Origin of the sequence: Paenarthrobacter sp. YIM B13468, assembly GCF_042788025.1 — a bacterium.
GTDB classification, from domain to species: domain Bacteria; phylum Actinomycetota; class Actinomycetes; order Actinomycetales; family Micrococcaceae; genus Arthrobacter; species Arthrobacter aromaticivorans.
Map to the genome: position 1 here is coordinate 226930 of NZ_JBHZPI010000002.1, position 17833 is coordinate 244762.

At 62.6% G+C, this 17833-nt stretch carries 13 protein-coding genes; 10 read left to right on the top strand and 3 right to left on the bottom strand.

Going from position 1 to position 17833, the window contains the following annotated elements; translation table 11 throughout:
* Positions 1–8 precede the first annotated feature (8 nt).
* The 5 genes from glgX to ACFX4T_RS03135 all read left to right on the top strand — a co-directional run bounded on the left by glgX (position 9) and on the right by ACFX4T_RS03135 (position 8905).
* On the top strand, positions 9–2381 hold the full coding sequence (gene glgX / locus ACFX4T_RS03115) for a glycogen debranching protein GlgX (protein ID WP_216925117.1): 2373 nt from the start codon (positions 9–11) through the stop codon (positions 2379–2381).
* The gene (gene treY, locus ACFX4T_RS03120) at positions 2378–4690 is read left to right on the top strand and encodes a malto-oligosyltrehalose synthase (protein ID WP_377650745.1); all 2313 of its coding nucleotides are present in this window, start codon (positions 2378–2380) and stop codon (positions 4688–4690) included. The genes glgX and treY overlap by 4 nt, the downstream gene beginning before the upstream one ends.
* A gap of 69 nt (positions 4691–4759) precedes the next feature.
* The gene (gene treZ / locus ACFX4T_RS03125; protein WP_377650746.1) at positions 4760–6532 is read left to right on the top strand and encodes a malto-oligosyltrehalose trehalohydrolase; all 1773 of its coding nucleotides are present in this window, start codon (positions 4760–4762) and stop codon (positions 6530–6532) included.
* An 81-nt stretch (positions 6533–6613) separates the two neighbouring features.
* Entirely contained in the window at positions 6614–7651 is a 1038-nt protein-coding gene (gene mgrA, locus ACFX4T_RS03130; protein WP_377650747.1) for an L-glyceraldehyde 3-phosphate reductase, read from the top strand.
* A 168-nt stretch (positions 7652–7819) separates the two neighbouring features.
* The gene (locus ACFX4T_RS03135; RefSeq protein ID WP_216925121.1) at positions 7820–8905 is read left to right on the top strand and encodes an inositol-3-phosphate synthase; all 1086 of its coding nucleotides are present in this window, start codon (positions 7820–7822) and stop codon (positions 8903–8905) included.
* A 90-nt stretch (positions 8906–8995) separates the two neighbouring features.
* On the opposite strand, the gene ACFX4T_RS03140 is transcribed toward ACFX4T_RS03135, so the two are convergent.
* Both ACFX4T_RS03140 and mshA read right to left on the bottom strand, forming a co-directional pair.
* The gene (locus ACFX4T_RS03140; protein ID WP_377650748.1) at positions 8996–10684 is read right to left on the bottom strand and encodes a formate--tetrahydrofolate ligase; all 1689 of its coding nucleotides are present in this window, start codon (positions 10682–10684) and stop codon (positions 8996–8998) included.
* 105 nt (positions 10685–10789) lie between these two features.
* A complete protein-coding gene (gene mshA / locus ACFX4T_RS03145) occupies positions 10790–12034 on the bottom strand; it encodes a D-inositol-3-phosphate glycosyltransferase (protein WP_216925123.1) in 1245 nt (414 codons plus the stop codon).
* A gap of 123 nt (positions 12035–12157) precedes the next feature.
* Between mshA and ACFX4T_RS03150 the strand changes: the two genes are divergently transcribed.
* A complete protein-coding gene (locus tag ACFX4T_RS03150; protein WP_377650749.1) occupies positions 12158–12691 on the top strand; it encodes a GNAT family N-acetyltransferase in 534 nt (177 codons plus the stop codon).
* Between the two features lie 13 nt (positions 12692–12704).
* Here the strand turns inward: ACFX4T_RS03150 and ACFX4T_RS03155 are convergent, their stop codons facing one another.
* The gene (locus ACFX4T_RS03155; RefSeq protein WP_377650750.1) at positions 12705–14081 is read right to left on the bottom strand and encodes a 6-phospho-beta-glucosidase; all 1377 of its coding nucleotides are present in this window, start codon (positions 14079–14081) and stop codon (positions 12705–12707) included.
* A 46-nt stretch (positions 14082–14127) separates the two neighbouring features.
* Here ACFX4T_RS03155 and ACFX4T_RS03160 point away from each other — a divergent pair, with 46 nt between their 5' ends.
* Genes ACFX4T_RS03160 through tsaB form a run of 4 tightly spaced genes read left to right on the top strand, consistent with a single transcriptional unit; the run spans position 14128 to position 17823 of the window.
* Positions 14128–15222, top strand: coding sequence for a carbohydrate kinase family protein (locus tag ACFX4T_RS03160; protein WP_223946531.1), 1095 nt, complete (start codon positions 14128–14130; stop codon positions 15220–15222).
* Between the two features lie 50 nt (positions 15223–15272).
* Positions 15273–16544: an alanine racemase gene (alr, locus tag ACFX4T_RS03165; RefSeq protein WP_377650751.1), complete on the top strand. Its 1272-nt coding sequence runs from the start codon at positions 15273–15275 to the stop codon at positions 16542–16544.
* A complete protein-coding gene (gene tsaE, locus ACFX4T_RS03170; RefSeq protein WP_377650752.1) occupies positions 16541–17152 on the top strand; it encodes a tRNA (adenosine(37)-N6)-threonylcarbamoyltransferase complex ATPase subunit type 1 TsaE in 612 nt (203 codons plus the stop codon). Before alr ends, tsaE begins: the two co-directional genes overlap by 4 nt.
* The gene (tsaB, locus tag ACFX4T_RS03175) at positions 17152–17823 is read left to right on the top strand and encodes a tRNA (adenosine(37)-N6)-threonylcarbamoyltransferase complex dimerization subunit type 1 TsaB (protein WP_377650753.1); all 672 of its coding nucleotides are present in this window, start codon (positions 17152–17154) and stop codon (positions 17821–17823) included. The genes tsaE and tsaB overlap by 1 nt, the downstream gene beginning before the upstream one ends.
* Positions 17824–17833: the final 10 nt, after the last annotated feature.

Genomic DNA, 17833 nt, shown 5'->3' on the forward strand with positions numbered 1-17833 from the left:
GAGAACGCATGGAAGTCTGGCCTGGATCGGCCTATCCGCTTGGAGCCACCTTTGACGGGACCGGCACCAACTTCGCGCTGTTCAGCGAGAAGGCCGAGGGAGTGGAACTGTGCCTCTTCGACGACGACGGCGAGGAAGTCCGCGTAGAAGTCACCGAGGTGGACGGCTATGTGTGGCACTGCTACCTGCCGCAAGTCCAACCCGGACAGAAGTATGGCTATCGCGTGCACGGGCCGTACAACCCCGATGCCGGCCAACGGTTCAATCCCAACAAGCTGTTGCTGGACCCCTATGCCAAGGCCATCCACCGGCAGATTGACTGGGACCCGGCACTGTTCTCGTACAACATGGGGGATCCGGACTCCCGGAATGACGCCGACTCCGCACCGCACATGATGCTCGGCGTCGTCATTAACCCGTTCTTCGACTGGGACGGCGACAAATTACTGAAGATTCCGTATCACAAGTCGGTCATCTATGAAGCCCACGTCAAAGGGCTCACCCAACTCCACCCCGAGGTTCCCGAGGAACAGCGCGGCACTTATGCCGGCGTCGCCCATCCCGCAGTTATCTCGCACCTGCAGAAGCTTGGCATCACCGCCATCGAGCTCATGCCGGTGCACCAGTTCGTCAATGACGGCATCCTCCAGGACAAGGGGCTGAACAACTACTGGGGCTACAACACCATCGGCTTCTTCGCGCCGCACAACAGCTACAGCTCCAAGGGCGATACCGGCCAACAGGTCCAGGACTTCAAAGCCATGGTCCGTTCCCTGCACAACGCCGGGATCGAGGTCATCCTGGACGTCGTTTACAACCACACGGCTGAGGGCAACCACCTGGGGCCCACGTTGTCCTTCAAGGGCATCGACAACTCGGCCTACTACCGCTTGGTGGAGAACGACCAGAAGTACTACATGGACTACACCGGCACGGGCAACTCGCTGAACGTCCGTAGTCCGCATTCGCTGCAGCTGCTCATGGATTCGCTCCGCTATTGGGTGACGGAGATGCACGTCGACGGTTTCCGTTTCGATCTCGCGTCCACGCTGGCCCGTGAGTTCTATGACGTGGACAAGCTGTCAACCTTCTTCGAACTCATTCAGCAGGACCCTGTGGTCTCGCAGGTGAAGCTGATCGCTGAGCCGTGGGATGTTGGACCCGGTGGGTATCAGGTGGGCAACTTCCCACCGCAATGGACAGAATGGAACGGCCAATACCGGGACACTGTCCGGGACTTCTGGCGCGGCGAACCATCCACCCTGGGTGAATTTGCATCGCGCCTGACAGGCTCGGCCGACCTCTACGAACACTCGGGACGCCGACCCGTGGCTTCCATTAACTTCGTCACCGCGCACGACGGCTTCACCTTGGCGGACCTCGTGTCCTACAACGAGAAACACAACGAGGCCAACGGCGAGGGCAATAACGACGGCGAATCGCACAACCGCTCATGGAACTGTGGCGTTGAAGGTCCCACCGACGACCCCAAGGTTCTTGGCCTTAGGGCCCGCCAGCAACGGAACTTCATCGCCTCGCTCTTCCTGTCACAGGGTGTTCCCATGCTCTTGCATGGTGACGAACTTGGCCGGACGCAACAGGGCAACAACAACGGGTATTGCCAAGACTCGGAGCTGACCTGGATTAATTGGGACAGCGTAGACCAGCCCTTGGTGGAGTTCACGGCCGCCGTCAGCGCCCTGCGGGCGAAGCACCCCAGCCTGCGCCGAAGCCGCTTCTTCGACGGCAGGCCCGTGCTGCGGGGCGAGGGCGAGAGGCTTCCGGACATCGTGTGGTTGGATGCCGACGCCAGCACCATGACGCCGTCGGACTGGGACACCGCGCTGGGCCGTTCTGTTGGAGTGTTCTTGAACGGTGACGGCATTCACGGACGCGACACCCAAGGTCGCCGGATCACAGACGTCAATTTCCTGCTGTACTTCAATGCGGACGAGGACGAAGTTGGGTTCCGCGTGCCGTCAGACGAATATGCCCCTGCGTGGGACGTCATGATCGACACCGGCGGTGAAGGTGCAGATTCGGACGTCGTGAAGGCGGATCAGATCCTGATGATCGCTGCGAAGTCGCTGGTGGTCCTTCGCGCCCACAGCGCGCCAGAGACTGAGCCGGACCATTCAGTGGCCGCCTCCCTTGCTGCGCTCACTCAGACCAGCACCCCCGAAACGGCTTCGCTGACGGCTCCTGCCGTTACTTCGGCACCTGCTGACTCCGTGCCAAATGATTCAGCGCCGGAGGTTGAACCGGGTGCGTCGCAAGGCGATGGAGCTGCAGAGGGTGCGGCTTCCGACGGTGGAGATCCGCCCGCTGGGAAATCTAAACCCGCAAGGAAGCGCCGTAGTTCGAAGAAGGCGGACTCGTGAGGACCCCCGTTTCAACGTACAGGCTGCAAATCCGCCAAAGCTTTACGCTTCAGGACGCTGCGGAACTCACCGGGTACCTGCACAACCTTGGGGTCGATTGGATCTACGTTTCGCCGATCCTCACGGCGGAGGAAGGCTCAGACCACGGCTATGACGTCACGGATCCTTCGTCCGTGGATCCTGCCCGGGGCGGAGCCGGGGGCCTCGCAGCGTTGTCCAAAGCCGCCCGCTCGAAGGGACTTGGCATCCTGGCGGACATCGTCCCCAACCATATGGGTGTAGCCTCGCCAGGACAGAATGCCTGGTGGTGGCAGCTCCTGAAGGAGGGTCGCTCGTCCAAGTACGCCGAAGCGTTCGACGTCGACTGGGACTTTGGCGGCGGAAAGATCCGCATCCCCGTGCTCGGCGGCGATGACGACCTTGCGCAGCTCACTGTGGTGGACGGCGAACTGCACTACTACGATCACCGTTTCCCGTTGGCCGAGGGCAGCTTCAGCGATGGAGACAGCCCGCAGGACGTTCATTCGCGGCAGCACTATGAATTGGTGGGCTGGCGCCGCGCGGACGCCGAACTGAACTACCGCCGCTTCTTCGCTGTGAATACCCTGGCCGGCGTCCGCGTCGAGGTTCCGTGGGTCTTCGATGAGGCGCACGAGGAAATCGTGCGATGGTTCCGCGAAGAGCTGGTTGACGGGCTCAGGATCGATCACCCCGATGGGCTTGCGGATCCCGCAGGATACCTGGCAAGGCTTCGCAAGGAGACGGGCGGGGCGTACCTCTTGGTGGAGAAGATCCTGGAACCGGGAGAGAAACTGCCGGAAACCTTCGATTGCGAAGGCACCACAGGATACGACGCACTGGCGGATGTTGACCGTCTGTTCGTGGACCCAGCAGCCGAGGAATACCTGGACTCCCTCGACGCCCGGCTGCGGGATGCACCCGAGCCGGCTGACTACGAGGCAATGATCCATGGGACCAAACGGCGCATCGCTGACGGCATCCTGAGGTCTGAGATCCTGCGGTTGTCCCGTCTTGTTCCCGAATCACCAGCTTTGCCGCGCACCGCGGTAGCCGACGCCCTGGCCGAGATTATTTGCTGGTTCCCCGTCTACAGGACCTACCTTCCGCACGGTCAGGAAATTCTGGAAGCAGCCGTAGAACGCGCAGGGCAGCACCGGCCCGAGCTCGGGAACGTGCTGGAAGGACTGCTCCCACTCCTGGTCGATACCACGGGGGAACTCGCCCGCCGTTTCCAACAGACCTCCGGCATGGTGATGGCCAAGGGTGTGGAGGACACCGCATTCTTCCGCTACACACGCTTGGGGACGCTCACCGAAGTGGGCGCTGATCCCACTGAGTTTGCGCTTTCCCCTGATGGGTTCCACGAGCGCATGACGCGTCGTCAGGCAGAAATCCCGCTCTCCATGACCACGCTGAGCACCCACGACACCAAGCGCAGCGAGGATGCCCGGGCCAGGATTTCGGTGATTTCCGAATCTGTCCCCGAATGGGAACTCTTCCTCGGCACTGTCCAGGAGCTGGCGCCCATCCCGGACGGTCCTCTGGCAGCCCTTGTTTGGCAGTCAATTGCAGGCGCTTGGCCGGCCGATCGTGGGCGCCTCCAATCGTATGCGCTCAAGGCCGCCCGCGAAGCGGGAAATTCGACCAACTGGACCGACCCCAACCTGGACTTCGAGCGTCACTTGGCTGCCGCCGTCGACGCCGTTTTTGATGTACCCGAAGTTGCTGCCGCCTTGGAGAATTTCGTCGAGGAACTGGAACCTTACGGGACCTCCAACTCGCTCTCAGCCAAGATCATTCAACTAACCATGCCGGGCGTCCCGGATGTCTATCAGGGCACAGAGTTCCGGGACGGTTCGTTGACCGACCCCGACAACCGGCGACCAGTGGATTTTCAAGCCCGAATCGCCGCGCTCGCAGAACTCGATACTGGTGCGCGGCCCGCGTTCACAGAGGAGGCCGCCAAACTGCTGGTGGTCTCCAGGGCGCTCAGGTTGCGTCGGGACCGGCCCGAACTGTTTGCCGGCTACCAGCCCGTGCATGCGAGCGGCGCGGCAGCTGAACACGTGATTGCGTTCAGCCGCGGTCTGGATGCGCCCGGTGCGATCACCGTTGGCACGCGGCTGCCCAAGCGCCTCGCGCGGGAAGGCGGTTGGCGGGATACGGCCATCGACTTGCCGGTGAACTGCCACGACGAACTGACCGGGACCACGTATGACGCCGGTTCTGTGGCGGTCGCTACGCTGCTGGAGCATTACCCGGTGGCCCTGCTGGTGCCCACTGACTGATCCGCTGAAACACGAACACCCGCCAACACCGCCACTGCAACGCAAGCTAAAACAAGCACAGGGGACACGATGCTGGAGCACGCTGCTGGAAGAAACCGTTACGACGTCTGGGCGCCCAACGCCGGATCAGTGAAGCTGCTGGCCGGAGGTAGCGAGCACGCGATGGAACAAATTCACGACGGCGGCGCTACGGGTTGGTGGCGCGCGTCCGCCGAGGTCACTGGCAAGGAAGGCGACGCCGTGGCGTACGGCTACCTCGTGGATGGGGAGGGGCCGTTTCCCGATCCACGCTCACGGCGACAGCCGGACGGGGTACATGGACTGTCGGCCACCTTCGATCCTTCCGCCTACGAGTGGGGGGACGGCGAGTGGAAGGGGCGCAGCCTCAAGGGTTCCGTGATCTATGAGCTCCACCTGGGCACGTTCACGCCCGAGGGGACGCTTGACGCAGCCGCCGGGAAATTGGACTACTTGGTGGATCTGGGCGTCGACTTCATTGAACTGCTTCCGGTCAATGCATTCAACGGAGTTCACAACTGGGGTTACGACGGCGTGCTTTGGTACGCCGTCCACGAGCCCTATGGTGGCCCGGAGGCCTACCAACGGTTCGTCGACGCTGCCCACGCCGCTGGCTTGGGGGTCATCCAGGACGTGGTCCACAACCATCTTGGACCCAGCGGCAATTACCTTCCCAAATTTGGCCCGTACCTGAAATCGGGGGAGGGGAACACCTGGGGAGATTCGGTAAACCTCGATGGTCCGGGGTCCGATGAGGTACGTCGTTACATTCTGGAGAATGCGGCGATGTGGCTCCGGGACTATCACGTAGACGGGCTCAGGCTGGACGCCGTGCACGCACTGCGCGACGAACGTGCCGTGCACATCCTTGAGGACTTTGGCGGGCTGGGAGACCAGATCGAAGCCGAAACCGGCATTCCGCGGACGCTCATCGCAGAATCGGACCTGAACAATCCGCGCCTGATCTATCCCCGCAAGGACAACGGTTATGGCTTGGAAGGCCAATGGAGCGACGACTTCCACCACGCCCTGCACGTGAACCTTAGCGGTGAAACCACCGGGTACTACGCCGACTTCGAGTCCCTCGCTGTCCTCGCCAAGGTCCTTGAGCACGGCTTCCTCCACGATGGCAGCTATTCAAGCTTCCGGGGACGTCACCACGGCAGGCCGATCCGGCACGACCTCGCGCATCCTTCCGCGTTGGTCGTTTGCCTGCAGAACCACGACCAAATCGGCAACCGCGCCACCGGTGACCGACTTACTGCATCACTGTCATTTGGTCGGTTGGCGATCGGCGCAGTGCTGACCATGACATCCCCATTTACACCCATGCTTTTCATGGGCGAGGAATTTGGGGCTTCCACGCCGTGGCAGTTCTTCACCTCCCATCCCGAGCCGGAATTGGGGGAGGCCACAGCGAAGGGCCGGATCAAGGAATTTGAACGGATGGGCTGGGACCCTGCCGTTGTGCCGGACCCCCAGGACCCGGAAACTTTCAAGCGCTCAAAGCTGGACTGGAGCGAGCCCAACACCGGGGACCACGCCCGCCTGCTGCAGCTGTATCGGGATTTAGCACAGCTGCGCCGGAATACGCCTGAGCTGGTGAACGGGGGTTTTGGCGAGACCAAGGTGGAGTTCGACGACGACGAGCACTGGCTGGAGTTGACCCGTGGCGCCATCCGCGTGGTGTGCAACTTTGGGGACGAGCCGTTGGATTCGCCTATGGGTGGATCCCTGCTGTTGGCAACCGACACCGGAGTAGCCCTCGGCGACGGTTCGCTGGCCTTGGCCGGTGGGAGTGCCGCCGTCGTGCGTGTCCAGTAAGGCGAGCAGTGACGAGGGTGACGGCGCCCACATTGCGGACAGCCCGAACACCGTGATCTATGCAGTGGCAGGATAGTACGTATGACTTATCCGGCTGCGGAAAACCGCTACGAAACCATGCCCTACCGCCGCGTCGGACGCAGTGGTCTCAAGCTCCCCGCTATCTCGCTGGGCCTTTGGCACAACTTCGGCGACGACAAGCGTTTCGAGGAACAGCGCGCCATCCTGCGCCGTGCCTTCGATCTGGGCGTCAACCACTTCGACCTCGCCAACAACTACGGCCCGCCGGATGGGTCGGCAGAAACGAACTTCGGGCGTCACCTGAAGGAAGACTTCAAGCCGTACCGTGACGAGCTCGTCATCTCCACCAAGGCCGGCTACTACATGTGGCCGGGCCCCTATGGTGAATGGGGATCCCGCAAGTACCTGATCTCCAGCCTCGACCAGTCCCTGCAGCGTATGGGCTTGGATTACGTGGATATCTTCTACAGCCACCGTCCGGACCCCGAGACGCCGTTGGAGGAAACCATGGGGGCGCTGGATTACGCGGTTCGGTCCGGCAAAGCCTTGTACGCAGGTATCTCCTCCTACACCCCTGAGCAGACACTCGAGGCGGCGCGGATACTGAAGGAACTCGGCACGCCTCTGCTGATCCACCAGCCCAGCTACTCCATGCTGAACCGGTGGACCGAGAATGGTTCGCCGAACCTCTACGAGGCACTGGACCAGGTGGGCGCCGGCTCCATCGCCTTCTCGCCTCTTGCCCAGGGGATGCTGACCAACCGCTACCTCAATGGTGTGCCGGCTGACTCGCGGGCCGCCAAGGAACGGTTCCTCTCCGAATCCGCATTGACGGAGGACAAGCTGGACCGCGTTCGGGGACTCAACGCCATCGCCGAGGGCCGTGGACAGACCCTCGCGCAGATGGCTATTGCATGGATTCTCCGTGATCAGCCAAAGGGCTCTGCCGTAACATCCGCGCTTGTTGGGGCCTCCAGCGTTGCGCAGCTTGAAGACACGCTGAGTGCCATCAACAACCTCAAGTTCACCACGGATGAGCTGACGGCGATCGACGAGTTCGCAGTTGAATCAGACATCAACTTGTGGGCTCAGGAGTAGCTTGCAGAACTGACACATTAGGGAAGGTGCCTGCCGGGAACAAAGGCGGCCCCTTCTGTGTTGGCTACAATGCAAGTGTGCGCCGAATGGCGCCGTGCCAATCAGTCGTGCTCTGAACTCAGTCAGGGTCGCGCCTGGCACCTGAGGTTTAGTTCTCAAAGGAGTTCCGTGTCTTCACATCCGATTCGTGTTGCCATTGTCGGCGTAGGAAACTGCGCCGCATCGCTGGTCCAAGGTGTTCAGTACTATCGCGACGCTGACCCCAAGGCCACGATTCCGGGTCTGATGCACGTCGAGTTCGGCCAGTACCACGTCAACGACGTCCAGTTCGTTGCTGCTTTCGATGTTGATAGCAAGAAGGTTGGACTGGACCTTGCCGACGCCATCGGCGCCAGCGAAAACAACACCATCAAGATCGCCGACGTCCCTGCTACCGGGGTCACCGTTCAGCGTGGCCACACCCTTGATGGCTTGGGCAAGTACTACCGCGAGACCATCGTCGAAGCTCCCGAGGAGGACGTCGACATCGTGGCTGCCCTCCGCGAGGCCAAGGTAGACGTCATGGTTTGCTACCTGCCCGTTGGTTCCGAGCAGGCTGCCAAGTTCTATGCCCAGTGCGCCATCGACGCCGGCGTGGCCTTCGTCAATGCTCTCCCCGTCTTCATTGCCGGGACCAAGGAGTGGGCTGACAAGTTCACTGCAGCGGGCGTTCCGATCGTGGGCGACGACATCAAGAGCCAGATCGGTGCCACCATCACCCACCGCGTGATGGCCAAGCTGTTCGAAGACCGCGGCGTCACCTTGGACCGCACATACCAGCTGAACGTTGGCGGCAACATGGACTTCAAGAACATGCTTGAGCGCGATCGCCTTGAGTCCAAGAAGATCTCCAAGACCCAGGCCGTCACCTCCAACGTTGAGGCAGAGCTTCACGCTGACGACGTCCACATCGGGCCGTCCGATTACGTTGCCTGGCTTGACGACCGCAAGTGGGCCTTCGTCCGCCTCGAGGGCCGCAACTTCGGTGATGCTCCCGTGTCCCTCGAATACAAGCTCGAAGTATGGGATTCCCCGAACTCTGCTGGTGTGATCATCGATGCCATCCGCGCCGCCAAGATTGGCCTGGACCGCGGCATCGGCGGCCCGTTGCTCTCTGCCTCCAGCTACTTCATGAAGTCCCCGCCGGAGCAGTTCAACGACGATATCGCCCGCGAAAACGTAGAAGCCTTCATCCGCGGCGACATCGAGCGCTAAACCGCAACAGCACAAGCAACGCGGGGTCACTTACGGCCGATGATTGACCATCGGATGGGCCGTAACTGACCCCGCGTTGCTTTAAGAGGGTTAGAAGAGGCCGGTGGGGTTGCCGTCTGGGCCGACGTCCATGCGCATGGCGGCCGGTTCCTTGGGCAGGCCGGGCATGGTCATGACGGCTCCGGTCAGGGCGACAATGAAGCCCGCACCCGTTTTTGGAATGAGTTCGCGTACGTGTACCCTGAATCCCTTTGGCGCACCGAGCTTGGACGCGTCGTCGGTGAATGAGTATTGCGTCTTGGCCATGCAGACGGGGAGCCCGCCCCACCCATTCTTTTGGATGTCCACAAGCCGCTTCTGTGCCGGGACCGAAAATTCAACGCCGTCGGCGCCGTAGATCTCCTGCACAATGGTGCGGATCTTGTCCTCCACAGAAAGTTCCAGAGGGTACAAGTGGTGGAAATTTGACGGCCCTTGCACCGCCGCTGCCACCTTGGACGCGAGCTCATCGCCACCATCGCCTCCGCCGCCATGGCCCCAGACATCGGCGACGGCGGCTTCCACGCCTTCCGCGGCGCACCACTTCAGCAGCCACTGAAGTTCTTCGTCGGTGTCGGTGGCGAACTTGTTGATGGCGACCACCGGTGAAATGCCGAACTTGGCGACATTCCCAACATGCCGTTTGAGGTTTTCCACCCCAGCCGCTATGGCGTCCACGTTGGGTTCGCTGAGTTTGTCCTTTGGAACTCCGCCTTGCATCTTGAGCGCACGGATCGTTGCCACTACAACGACGGCGGACGGCGCCACGTCAGCGATGCGCGACTTGATGTCCATGTACTTTTCGGCCCCCAGGTCCGCGCCGAATCCGGCCTCGGTGACCACGATGTCGGCAAGTTCCTGGGCCGTCCGCGTTGCGATGATCGAGTTACACCCGTGGGCAATGTTGGCGAAGGGGCCACCGTGGACCAGCGCGGGCGTCCCGGCGATGGTCTGGACAAGGTTTGGTTTGATGGCGTCCTTCAAGAGCAATGTCAGGGCACCTTCCACACCAAGATCCGCAACAGTTACCGGTTGGCGGTCGAAGGTGTAGCCAAAGGTGATCCGGCCCAAGCGCGTACGGAGGTCGTTCAGGTCCGCGGCCAGGCAGAATACGGCCATGATTTCGGAGGCCACTGTGATGTCAAAGCCATCTTGCCGGGGAACGCCCTGGGCAGGACCGCCGAGGCCGATAATGATTTCCCGTAAGGAGCGGTCGTTCATGTCGATGACCCGCTTGAACGTCATGCGGCGGGGGTCGATTCCGAGGTGGTTGCCTTGGAAGATGTGGTTGTCCACGAGTGCCATGAGTGCGTTGTTGGCCGAGGTGACGGCGTGGAAGTCGCCGGTGAAGTGGAGGTTGATATCGTCCATGGGCAGGACCTGGGAGTAGCCGCCTCCGGTTGCTCCTCCCTTCATGCCAAGGATCGGCCCAAGTGACGGTTCGCGGAGCGCGATCATCACTTTGTGGCCGGCGCGTGCGAGGGAATCGGCAAGGCCTACAGTGGTTGTCGATTTGCCTTCGCCCGCAGGGGTAGGGGACATGGCTGAAACGAGGACTACCTTGCCGGGCTGCTTGCCCACTGGGAGCACAAGCTTGGCCGGATTGATCTTGGCTTTGTAAGGCCCATATAGTTCCAGTGCGTCCACGTTGATGCCCGCACGTACCGCAATCTCTTCGATGGGCAGGATGGTGGCGTTATGGGCTATCTCAAGGTCGCTCAGGCCCTTGTTTTCAGACATCGTTGTCCTTCGGCTTAGTGCTTATGCTGTGTGGGCTGACGCTCGGCGCCCTGCCTACGCTGTGCGCGACAATCTATCAGTCGCCAGGCAGTAATCGCGTGAGGTTTATGGCCGAGGGACCAACAGGCCGCCAACAGATTCGCGATAGCTTTCCAAGGTGATCGCAGCAGTACGCTGCCAGCCGAAGGATTCGGCGTGGGTCGCGGCCAAACGGCCCATGTCCTCGCGTGTCTGTACGTCGTCGTACAAATCCTCGAGGGCATCAGCCCAGTCGGAAGGATCGTGACCATCCACGAGGATGCCCGTCCGGCCATCGGAAATGGCGCGTGAGAGCCCACCCACGTTGGTGGCCACCACAGGGGTACCGCACGCTTGTGCTTCCAAGGCCACAAGTCCGAAGGACTCGCTGAACGAGGGCATCACCACGACGTCGGCGGAGCGGAACCAGCTGGCGAGCTCGGGCGCTACAACCGGCGGGCGATGCGTGACGACGTCGGCCAGCCCGGCCTCCTCGATGATGTGCTGCAGGTTGAAGTCCTTGGCGCCGCTCAGCGAGCCCAGAATGGTCATTTCCAGATCGATGTCCGGCCTGCGCTTGCGCAGCAGACCAGCTGCTTTGACGAAGACCTGGGGACCCTTAAGCCGTTGGATCCGGCCTGCGAACAGAATGTGGAAGCTGTCCGGCCTGACGTCCCGCTGGGCGCGCGACTTGCGACGGAAGGATGGTGTGAAGACTTTGAGGTCCACGCCAGGAGGTGCGACGTCGATCTTGTCGATATCGGCGCCGTAGTGGGAGACGAGCTCTTCTGCCTCGGCTGGAGTATTGGCGATGAGGCGGGCAGCCCCATCAACAATCCGCTGCTCGCCTTCCTCCCGACGCCGGGGTTCGGGGCGCTCGCCGGACTCGAGAACAAGATTCTTGACCTTGGCCATGGTGTGCATGGTGTGGACCAGCGGAACACCCCAGAGCTCAGCCAATTCCAGCCCCGCAACGCCGGACACCCAGTAATGCGAATGGATGGCGTCGTAACGGCCGTGGGGTTGCTGCTGCCGGATCCGATCGATCTCCTCCACCATCTGGTGGAGGAGGGCAGGCAATTCTTCCTTGGGGACTTTCCGCCGGGGTCCGGCCATCACGTTGTGGACGCACACGCCGGGTCCTGGGTGCTCGACGGCGGCTTGGCCGGCTTTGGTGGAACGGGTGAAGATCTCTACCTCCACCCCAGACTCGGCCAGCGCCATGGCCAACGCACGGACGTAGACGTTCATCCCACCCGCGTCCCCGGCCCCTGGCTGCTCCATGGGGGAGGTGTGCAGTGAAAGGAATGCCACGCGGCGGATCAGCGGCACACTTTCCTCCTTCATATGAAGCTGACTTGCGGGGCCAAACCACTTTCGCCCTGCAGAAAACACTACTCCTGAAGCCCAGCTCTACATGGTGCCGATCCCGGCTATGTGGACAAGGCTGCTAGCGTGTGCGCTGTGAGCCAAGAAACCCTTTTCGATATCCGCCCCGCCACACCCGATGACTGGCCCGGCATCTGGTCCCTCATGGAGCCCGTCCTCCGCGAGGGGGAGACCTTCACCTGGGACCGCGACACCACAGAGGAAGCTGCCCGTGCCAAGTGGATGAAGGAAGCGCCCGGCCAAACCTTCGTTGCAGTGCGTACCGCGGACGGGCCGCATCCGGGCGGAGAAGTCCTGGGCACTGGCGAGTTCCATGCGAACCAGGCTGGTGGTGGCAGCCACGTGGCGAACGCGGGGTATATGGTGAGCTCCAAGCATTCGGGCCAGGGAATTGCACGGGCACTGTGTGCCTACTCCTTAAAGGAAGCCAATACAGCAGGATTCCGCGCCATGCAGTTTAATGCTGTGGTGGAGAGCAACGTCCGGGCGGTGTGGTTGTGGCAATCCATGGGTTTCCGCATCCTGGCCACGGTTCCCGAGGCGTTCAACCACCCTGAAATTGGATACGTCGGCCTGCACGTGATGTACCGGAAGCTCTAGATACACAGGGAAATCACTTCCATAGTCCCCGCAGTTCCGGGAAGGCTGCCTCGTAGCCGTCAAGGAGTTCAGCGCCCAGCGACGCAGAGCCTACCAGCGGGTGGGCGGCAAAAGCCTGCAGCGCAGCGTCCCGGTCGCAGTCCCGAACCGCCTGGACCACCAGCCGCTCCACCTCCTTGACGTGTTGCATCAAGGTGAGGAACTGGCCTCCGGGCCGTTCCTGCGCAAGCGGCAGGGCGCCGTCGGGAGTCACCTCGCAGGGAACTTCGACGACGGCGTCCCCCGGGAGCCCGGGCACGGCGACTTCCGCCGCATTTGCCGAAGAGTTGGCGACGGGTGAATTGGGCACATTGAGGATCAACTGCGCCGTCCCACCACCGGATAGGGCCCGCATCACGGACAACGCCACACGCTCATACCCACCCCCGGCGAGGTCTTCCTCGTCGCGGTGCTCCCCGTGCGTCCGGGCCTCGGCCAAGTACCCTTCCTCACGGGAGCGCCGGGCCGCATCCCACATGGCGTAGGCGTTCGAGGATTCCAAAAGGGAAGGGTAGAGCGAGCTTTGTTGATGGTGGATGGACGCCCCACGCGTTTCGCGTTGCTTCAGGATGGCTTCGATCGCTTGGTCAGTTTGGTAGTAGTAGTAAAGGTATTCATTGGGCAGGCAACCGAGTTTGTCCAGAGTGTGCTGGCCGAACAAGCGCCCTTCTTCCATGGTTTCGAGCGCCCTACGATCCGATAACAGCTCCGGCAGGAGGTCCCGGCCACCGGGCGCCAGCTTGTAAAGCCAGCCGAGGTGATTCAACCCGAAGTAGCCCACGCCGTCGAGCGTTCCTTCGTGAAGGGGCGAACCGGCGGCCCGGGCAGCGCGTTGGACCAAGCCGCCGGCGGAATCGCAGATGCCAATGACCTTTCGTCCCAGCACCGGCACAAGCGCCTCGGTCACCATCCCGGCGGGGTTGGTGAAGTTGATGAGCCACGCATCCGGGCAATAGTGCCGCATTCCCTCGGCGAGTTCCAGCATGTGCGGAATGGAGCGGAGGGCATAGGAGATGCCGCCCGCGCCCGTGGTTTCCTGGCCCAGCAAGCCGAGGTCCAAGGCAACGCGTTCGTCGGCGATCCGGCCTTCGGTGCCGCCGGGGCGGATCGCCGCAAAGACCATATCGGTGCCGGTGAGAGCCTGCCCCAGGTCCGTGGAAATCACGACGGCGGGCCGGGAGCCTTCCGGAGCCGGCATGTCGCGGAGGACTGCCTGGATGGCGGCGAGCCGTGCGGGATCGACGTCGTAGAGCACCACCTCGCGCACCAGTCCCGCGAACGGACCCGTGCATAACGCACGGTACACAAGGGGTACCCGGAATCCGCCGCCACCGGCGATCATGAGCCGCATGATCCGAGTCTATGCAGCCCGGAAGGCGCAGCGTAGTGTGCCGTGCATGGACGCAATGCCCCAGCGACGTTTTGATCCCCTTGCCGCCGTGCGTACGGAGGGCGACGGCCAATGCGACCTTCTCCTGGCAGGAACGGTCTTCCAGGACATCATTTTCACCGGACTCCCGCACTCTCCCGAGCCCGGCACTGAGGTGTGGAGCGAAGGCATGGGCAGCTGCCCGGGCGGGGTTGCCAACCAAGCGATCGCCGCGGCACGGCTTGGCCTGAGGACCAACTTGGCGGCGGCCTTTGGCGACGACGGTTACGGGGATTACAACTGGCAGATCCTTGAAAGCCAGGAGCATGTGGACTTGTCCCTGTCGCGTCGCGTCCCTGGCTGGCACTCGCCGGTAACGGTGTCCATGTGCGTGAACCAGGATCGATCCATGGTCACCCACGGGCACCCGGCGCCGATCAAGGCCTCGGACCTGATCGGGCAACCACCCAAGGCGCTCGCGGCCGTCGCGGACCTGGGCGAGGAGTTGGAACCGTGGATGCTGGCGGCGAAGACCGCGGGAACGAAGCTTTTCGGCGTGGTGGGCTGGGACCCCAGCGGAGAGTGGTCACAACGCAGGTTGGACCAGCTGGAACACTTTTATGCTTTCCTGCCCAACGCGCCGGAGGCCATGGCGTTCACGGGCAAGACCGATCCGTGGGCGGCGCTCTATTCCTTGGCAGATCGCGTTCCAGTGGCTGTGGTGACGTTGGGCGCGCAGGGCGCCATGGCCGTGGACTCGGAGACGGGTGAAGAGGAATGGGTGCCATCGCTGCCCGTGTCTGCATACGATCCGACCGGCGCCGGCGATTGTTTCGGGGCGGCCTTCATTGTGGGGTGCCTGGCGGGATGGAGATTGGGGGACCGCCTGCGGTTCGCGAACCTCTGTGCCTCGCTGGCCGTACAACAGGTGGGCGGGTCCCTCGCCGCCCCTGGCTGGGGCGACATCGCGGACTGGTGGCAGCGTGCCAACGCCCGCAAGGAACGCCAATCGAGCCAGTGGTTGCGGCGTTTCGCTTTCCTTGAGCCGATCGTGAAGGACATCCCCGCCGAAGCCCAACGACGCGCCCGCGCCACGATCGCGCACTTGTCCGATGCCCAGTAGGAGCGGGGGGAATTGAACCCCCGTTCCCCGGCACCACTAGAATCTCTAGGGTGACTTACGAAGCAGCTGCAGATATCGGGATCGGGTCCAAGACCTCCATAGCAAAGTCAGCGGTGCTCGAGCGTTCCGCCGTGATCGATCTTGAGGCCGTGCGGCACAACGTTCGTCAGTTTGTCGCGATCGCCTCCCCGGCCTCCGTGATGGCTGTGGTGAAGGCTGACGCGTATGGCCATGGCGTGGTTCAGGTTGCACGTGCAGCGCTCGACGCCGGAGCGGCCTGGCTCGGAGTCGCCCATATTTCTGAGGCGCTCGCCTTGCGTGCCGCTGGCATTGAGGCACCCTTGTTGGCCTGGCTGCACACCCGTGAGAGCAACTTCCAAGCCGCAGTTGCCGCGGGCATCGACGTCGGGATTTCCGGTTGGGAGCTGGATGCCGTGATGGCGGCTGCCCGCGAACAGGAGCGCCCCGCTCGTGTCCATCTGAAGGTGGATACCGGGCTGGGCCGCAATGGCTGCACGATCGCCGACTGGGACCAGTTGGTGGGGCAGGCCATGGAATACCAGGACGAAGGCCTGCTTCGCGTCGTTGGCATTTTCTCCCACCTTGCCGTGGCCGACGAGCCGCACCGGCCCGAAACGGATCAACAATTGGCGGTTTTCCGTGAGGCACTCGCCATCGCTGAGGATGCAGGCGTCGATACCGAGGTCAGGCACATCGCCAACACTCCCGCAGCCCTGTCCCGGCCGGATTCGCACTTCGACCTCATCCGCGTCGGGCTCGGCATCTACGGCTTGTCGCCCTTCGAAGGGGTTACCTCCGCCGAACTTGGCCTACACGCCGCCATGACCGTCCGCACGCTCCTCTCCAACTGCAAAAAGGTTCCGGAGGGGCAAGGCGTTTCCTACGGCCTGAAGTACCACACCAGCCAGGAGAGCACGCTTGGCCTGGTTCCCTTGGGCTATGCCGATGGCGTCCCGCGCGTTGCCACGGGCGGTCCAGTTCGCGTCAACGGCGTCACCTACCCTGTGGTGGGCCAGATCGCGATGGACCAGATGGTGATTGATCTTGGACCGCTCACCCCTGAAGAAACGGCCGGACTCAAGGGCAGCGAAGCCGTCATGTTCGGCGACGGCGCCGATGGCGGCCCCACCGCGGATGACTGGGCGGCCGCAGCGGGAACCATCAACTATGAGATCGTCACCCGCATTAGCCCGCGGGTGCCCCGCAGCTACATCAACGAGGCTCCGGCGGTCAACGAGGCTGCGGCAAAGCCTGAGGTACACCAAGGGACCCGGGCAGCGTCGGAAACGGCGACGCTGTGAATGAGCCACTGAACGAACCAAGCCAACCGGTATGGGAACGCAGGCTGAAGGTCACGACGGCGGAACAAACCCACGCGCTCGGCGCAGCACTCGGCGGGGTACTTGAGGCGGGGGACCTCCTTGTCCTGACCGGAGAGTTGGGCGCGGGTAAAACGACGTTCACGCAGGGGCTGGGCGAGGGCTTGGGCGTACGTGCCGGGATCATCTCTCCTACGTTCGTGCTGGTTCGGATTCATCCCAATCTTCAGGAGGGCCCGCGTCCCGGTGGCCCGGACCTGGTCCACGTCGACGCCTACAGGCTGGAATCAGCTGCTGAGATCGATGACATTGATCTTGAGAACACCATGGACACGTCCGTAACCGTGGTGGAGTGGGGGAGGGACCGGGTGGAGCACCTCTCGGACAGCCGCCTGGAAGTGGATCTTCACCGGTCTGTGGGTAGCGGAGGCGCTGTGCCGGCCGCCGATGTCGCCGACAGCGGCACGGTCCTGGACTTTGACACTGATGACGACGACGAACCCCGCACCATCGTTTTCCGCGGTTTTGGCCCACGCTGGGCCGAGGCACCGAAGCTTCTTGAAAACACGATCTCCGAGGGAGGCCACTAATGCTCATCCTGGCCATCGACACCTCCGCAGTCGCCAGCGCTGCGCTCATTTCGGATGTTGCCATGGAAGGCGTGGTGGATTCCTTCTCCACTGAGGACACACGAAGCCATGCCGAAGTCCTTGCACCCGGCATCGAGAAGCTCCTGGCTGGAGCCGGCGTTACCGGCGCGGATATCGATGTGATCGTCACGGGCGTGGGCCCCGGACCCTTTACCGGGCTGCGTTCGGGTATTGCAACCGCACGCACCCTGGCTTTCGTCTGGAACAAACCGCTCTATGGCCTGATGAGCCTTGATGCGATTGCCCTTGAAGTAGCGGAGTCCACTGCCGCTGTTTCCGAATTCCTGGTGGCCACTGACGCCCGGCGCAAAGAGGTCTACTGGGCACGGTACGTCCTGGAGGAGGGCCAGCTTCCCCAGCTCATCGACGGACCGCATGTGGGTTTCGCCTCGGACTTGCCAGACCTTCCAGTGTTCGGAGCCGGCGCTGGCCTGTACGCCAACGTCCTCCGTGCCGACGATGACTTTGCCGAGACCCAACCGGACGCGGCCTCCCTTGGCCAGGTGGCGCTTGCTCGGTTGACGGCAGGGCAGGAGCTCTTGGATTCCACGCCCTTGTACCTGCGCGAATCGGACGCCCAGGTACCGGGTCCCAGGAAGCGTGCCCTGTGATGAAAGGGGA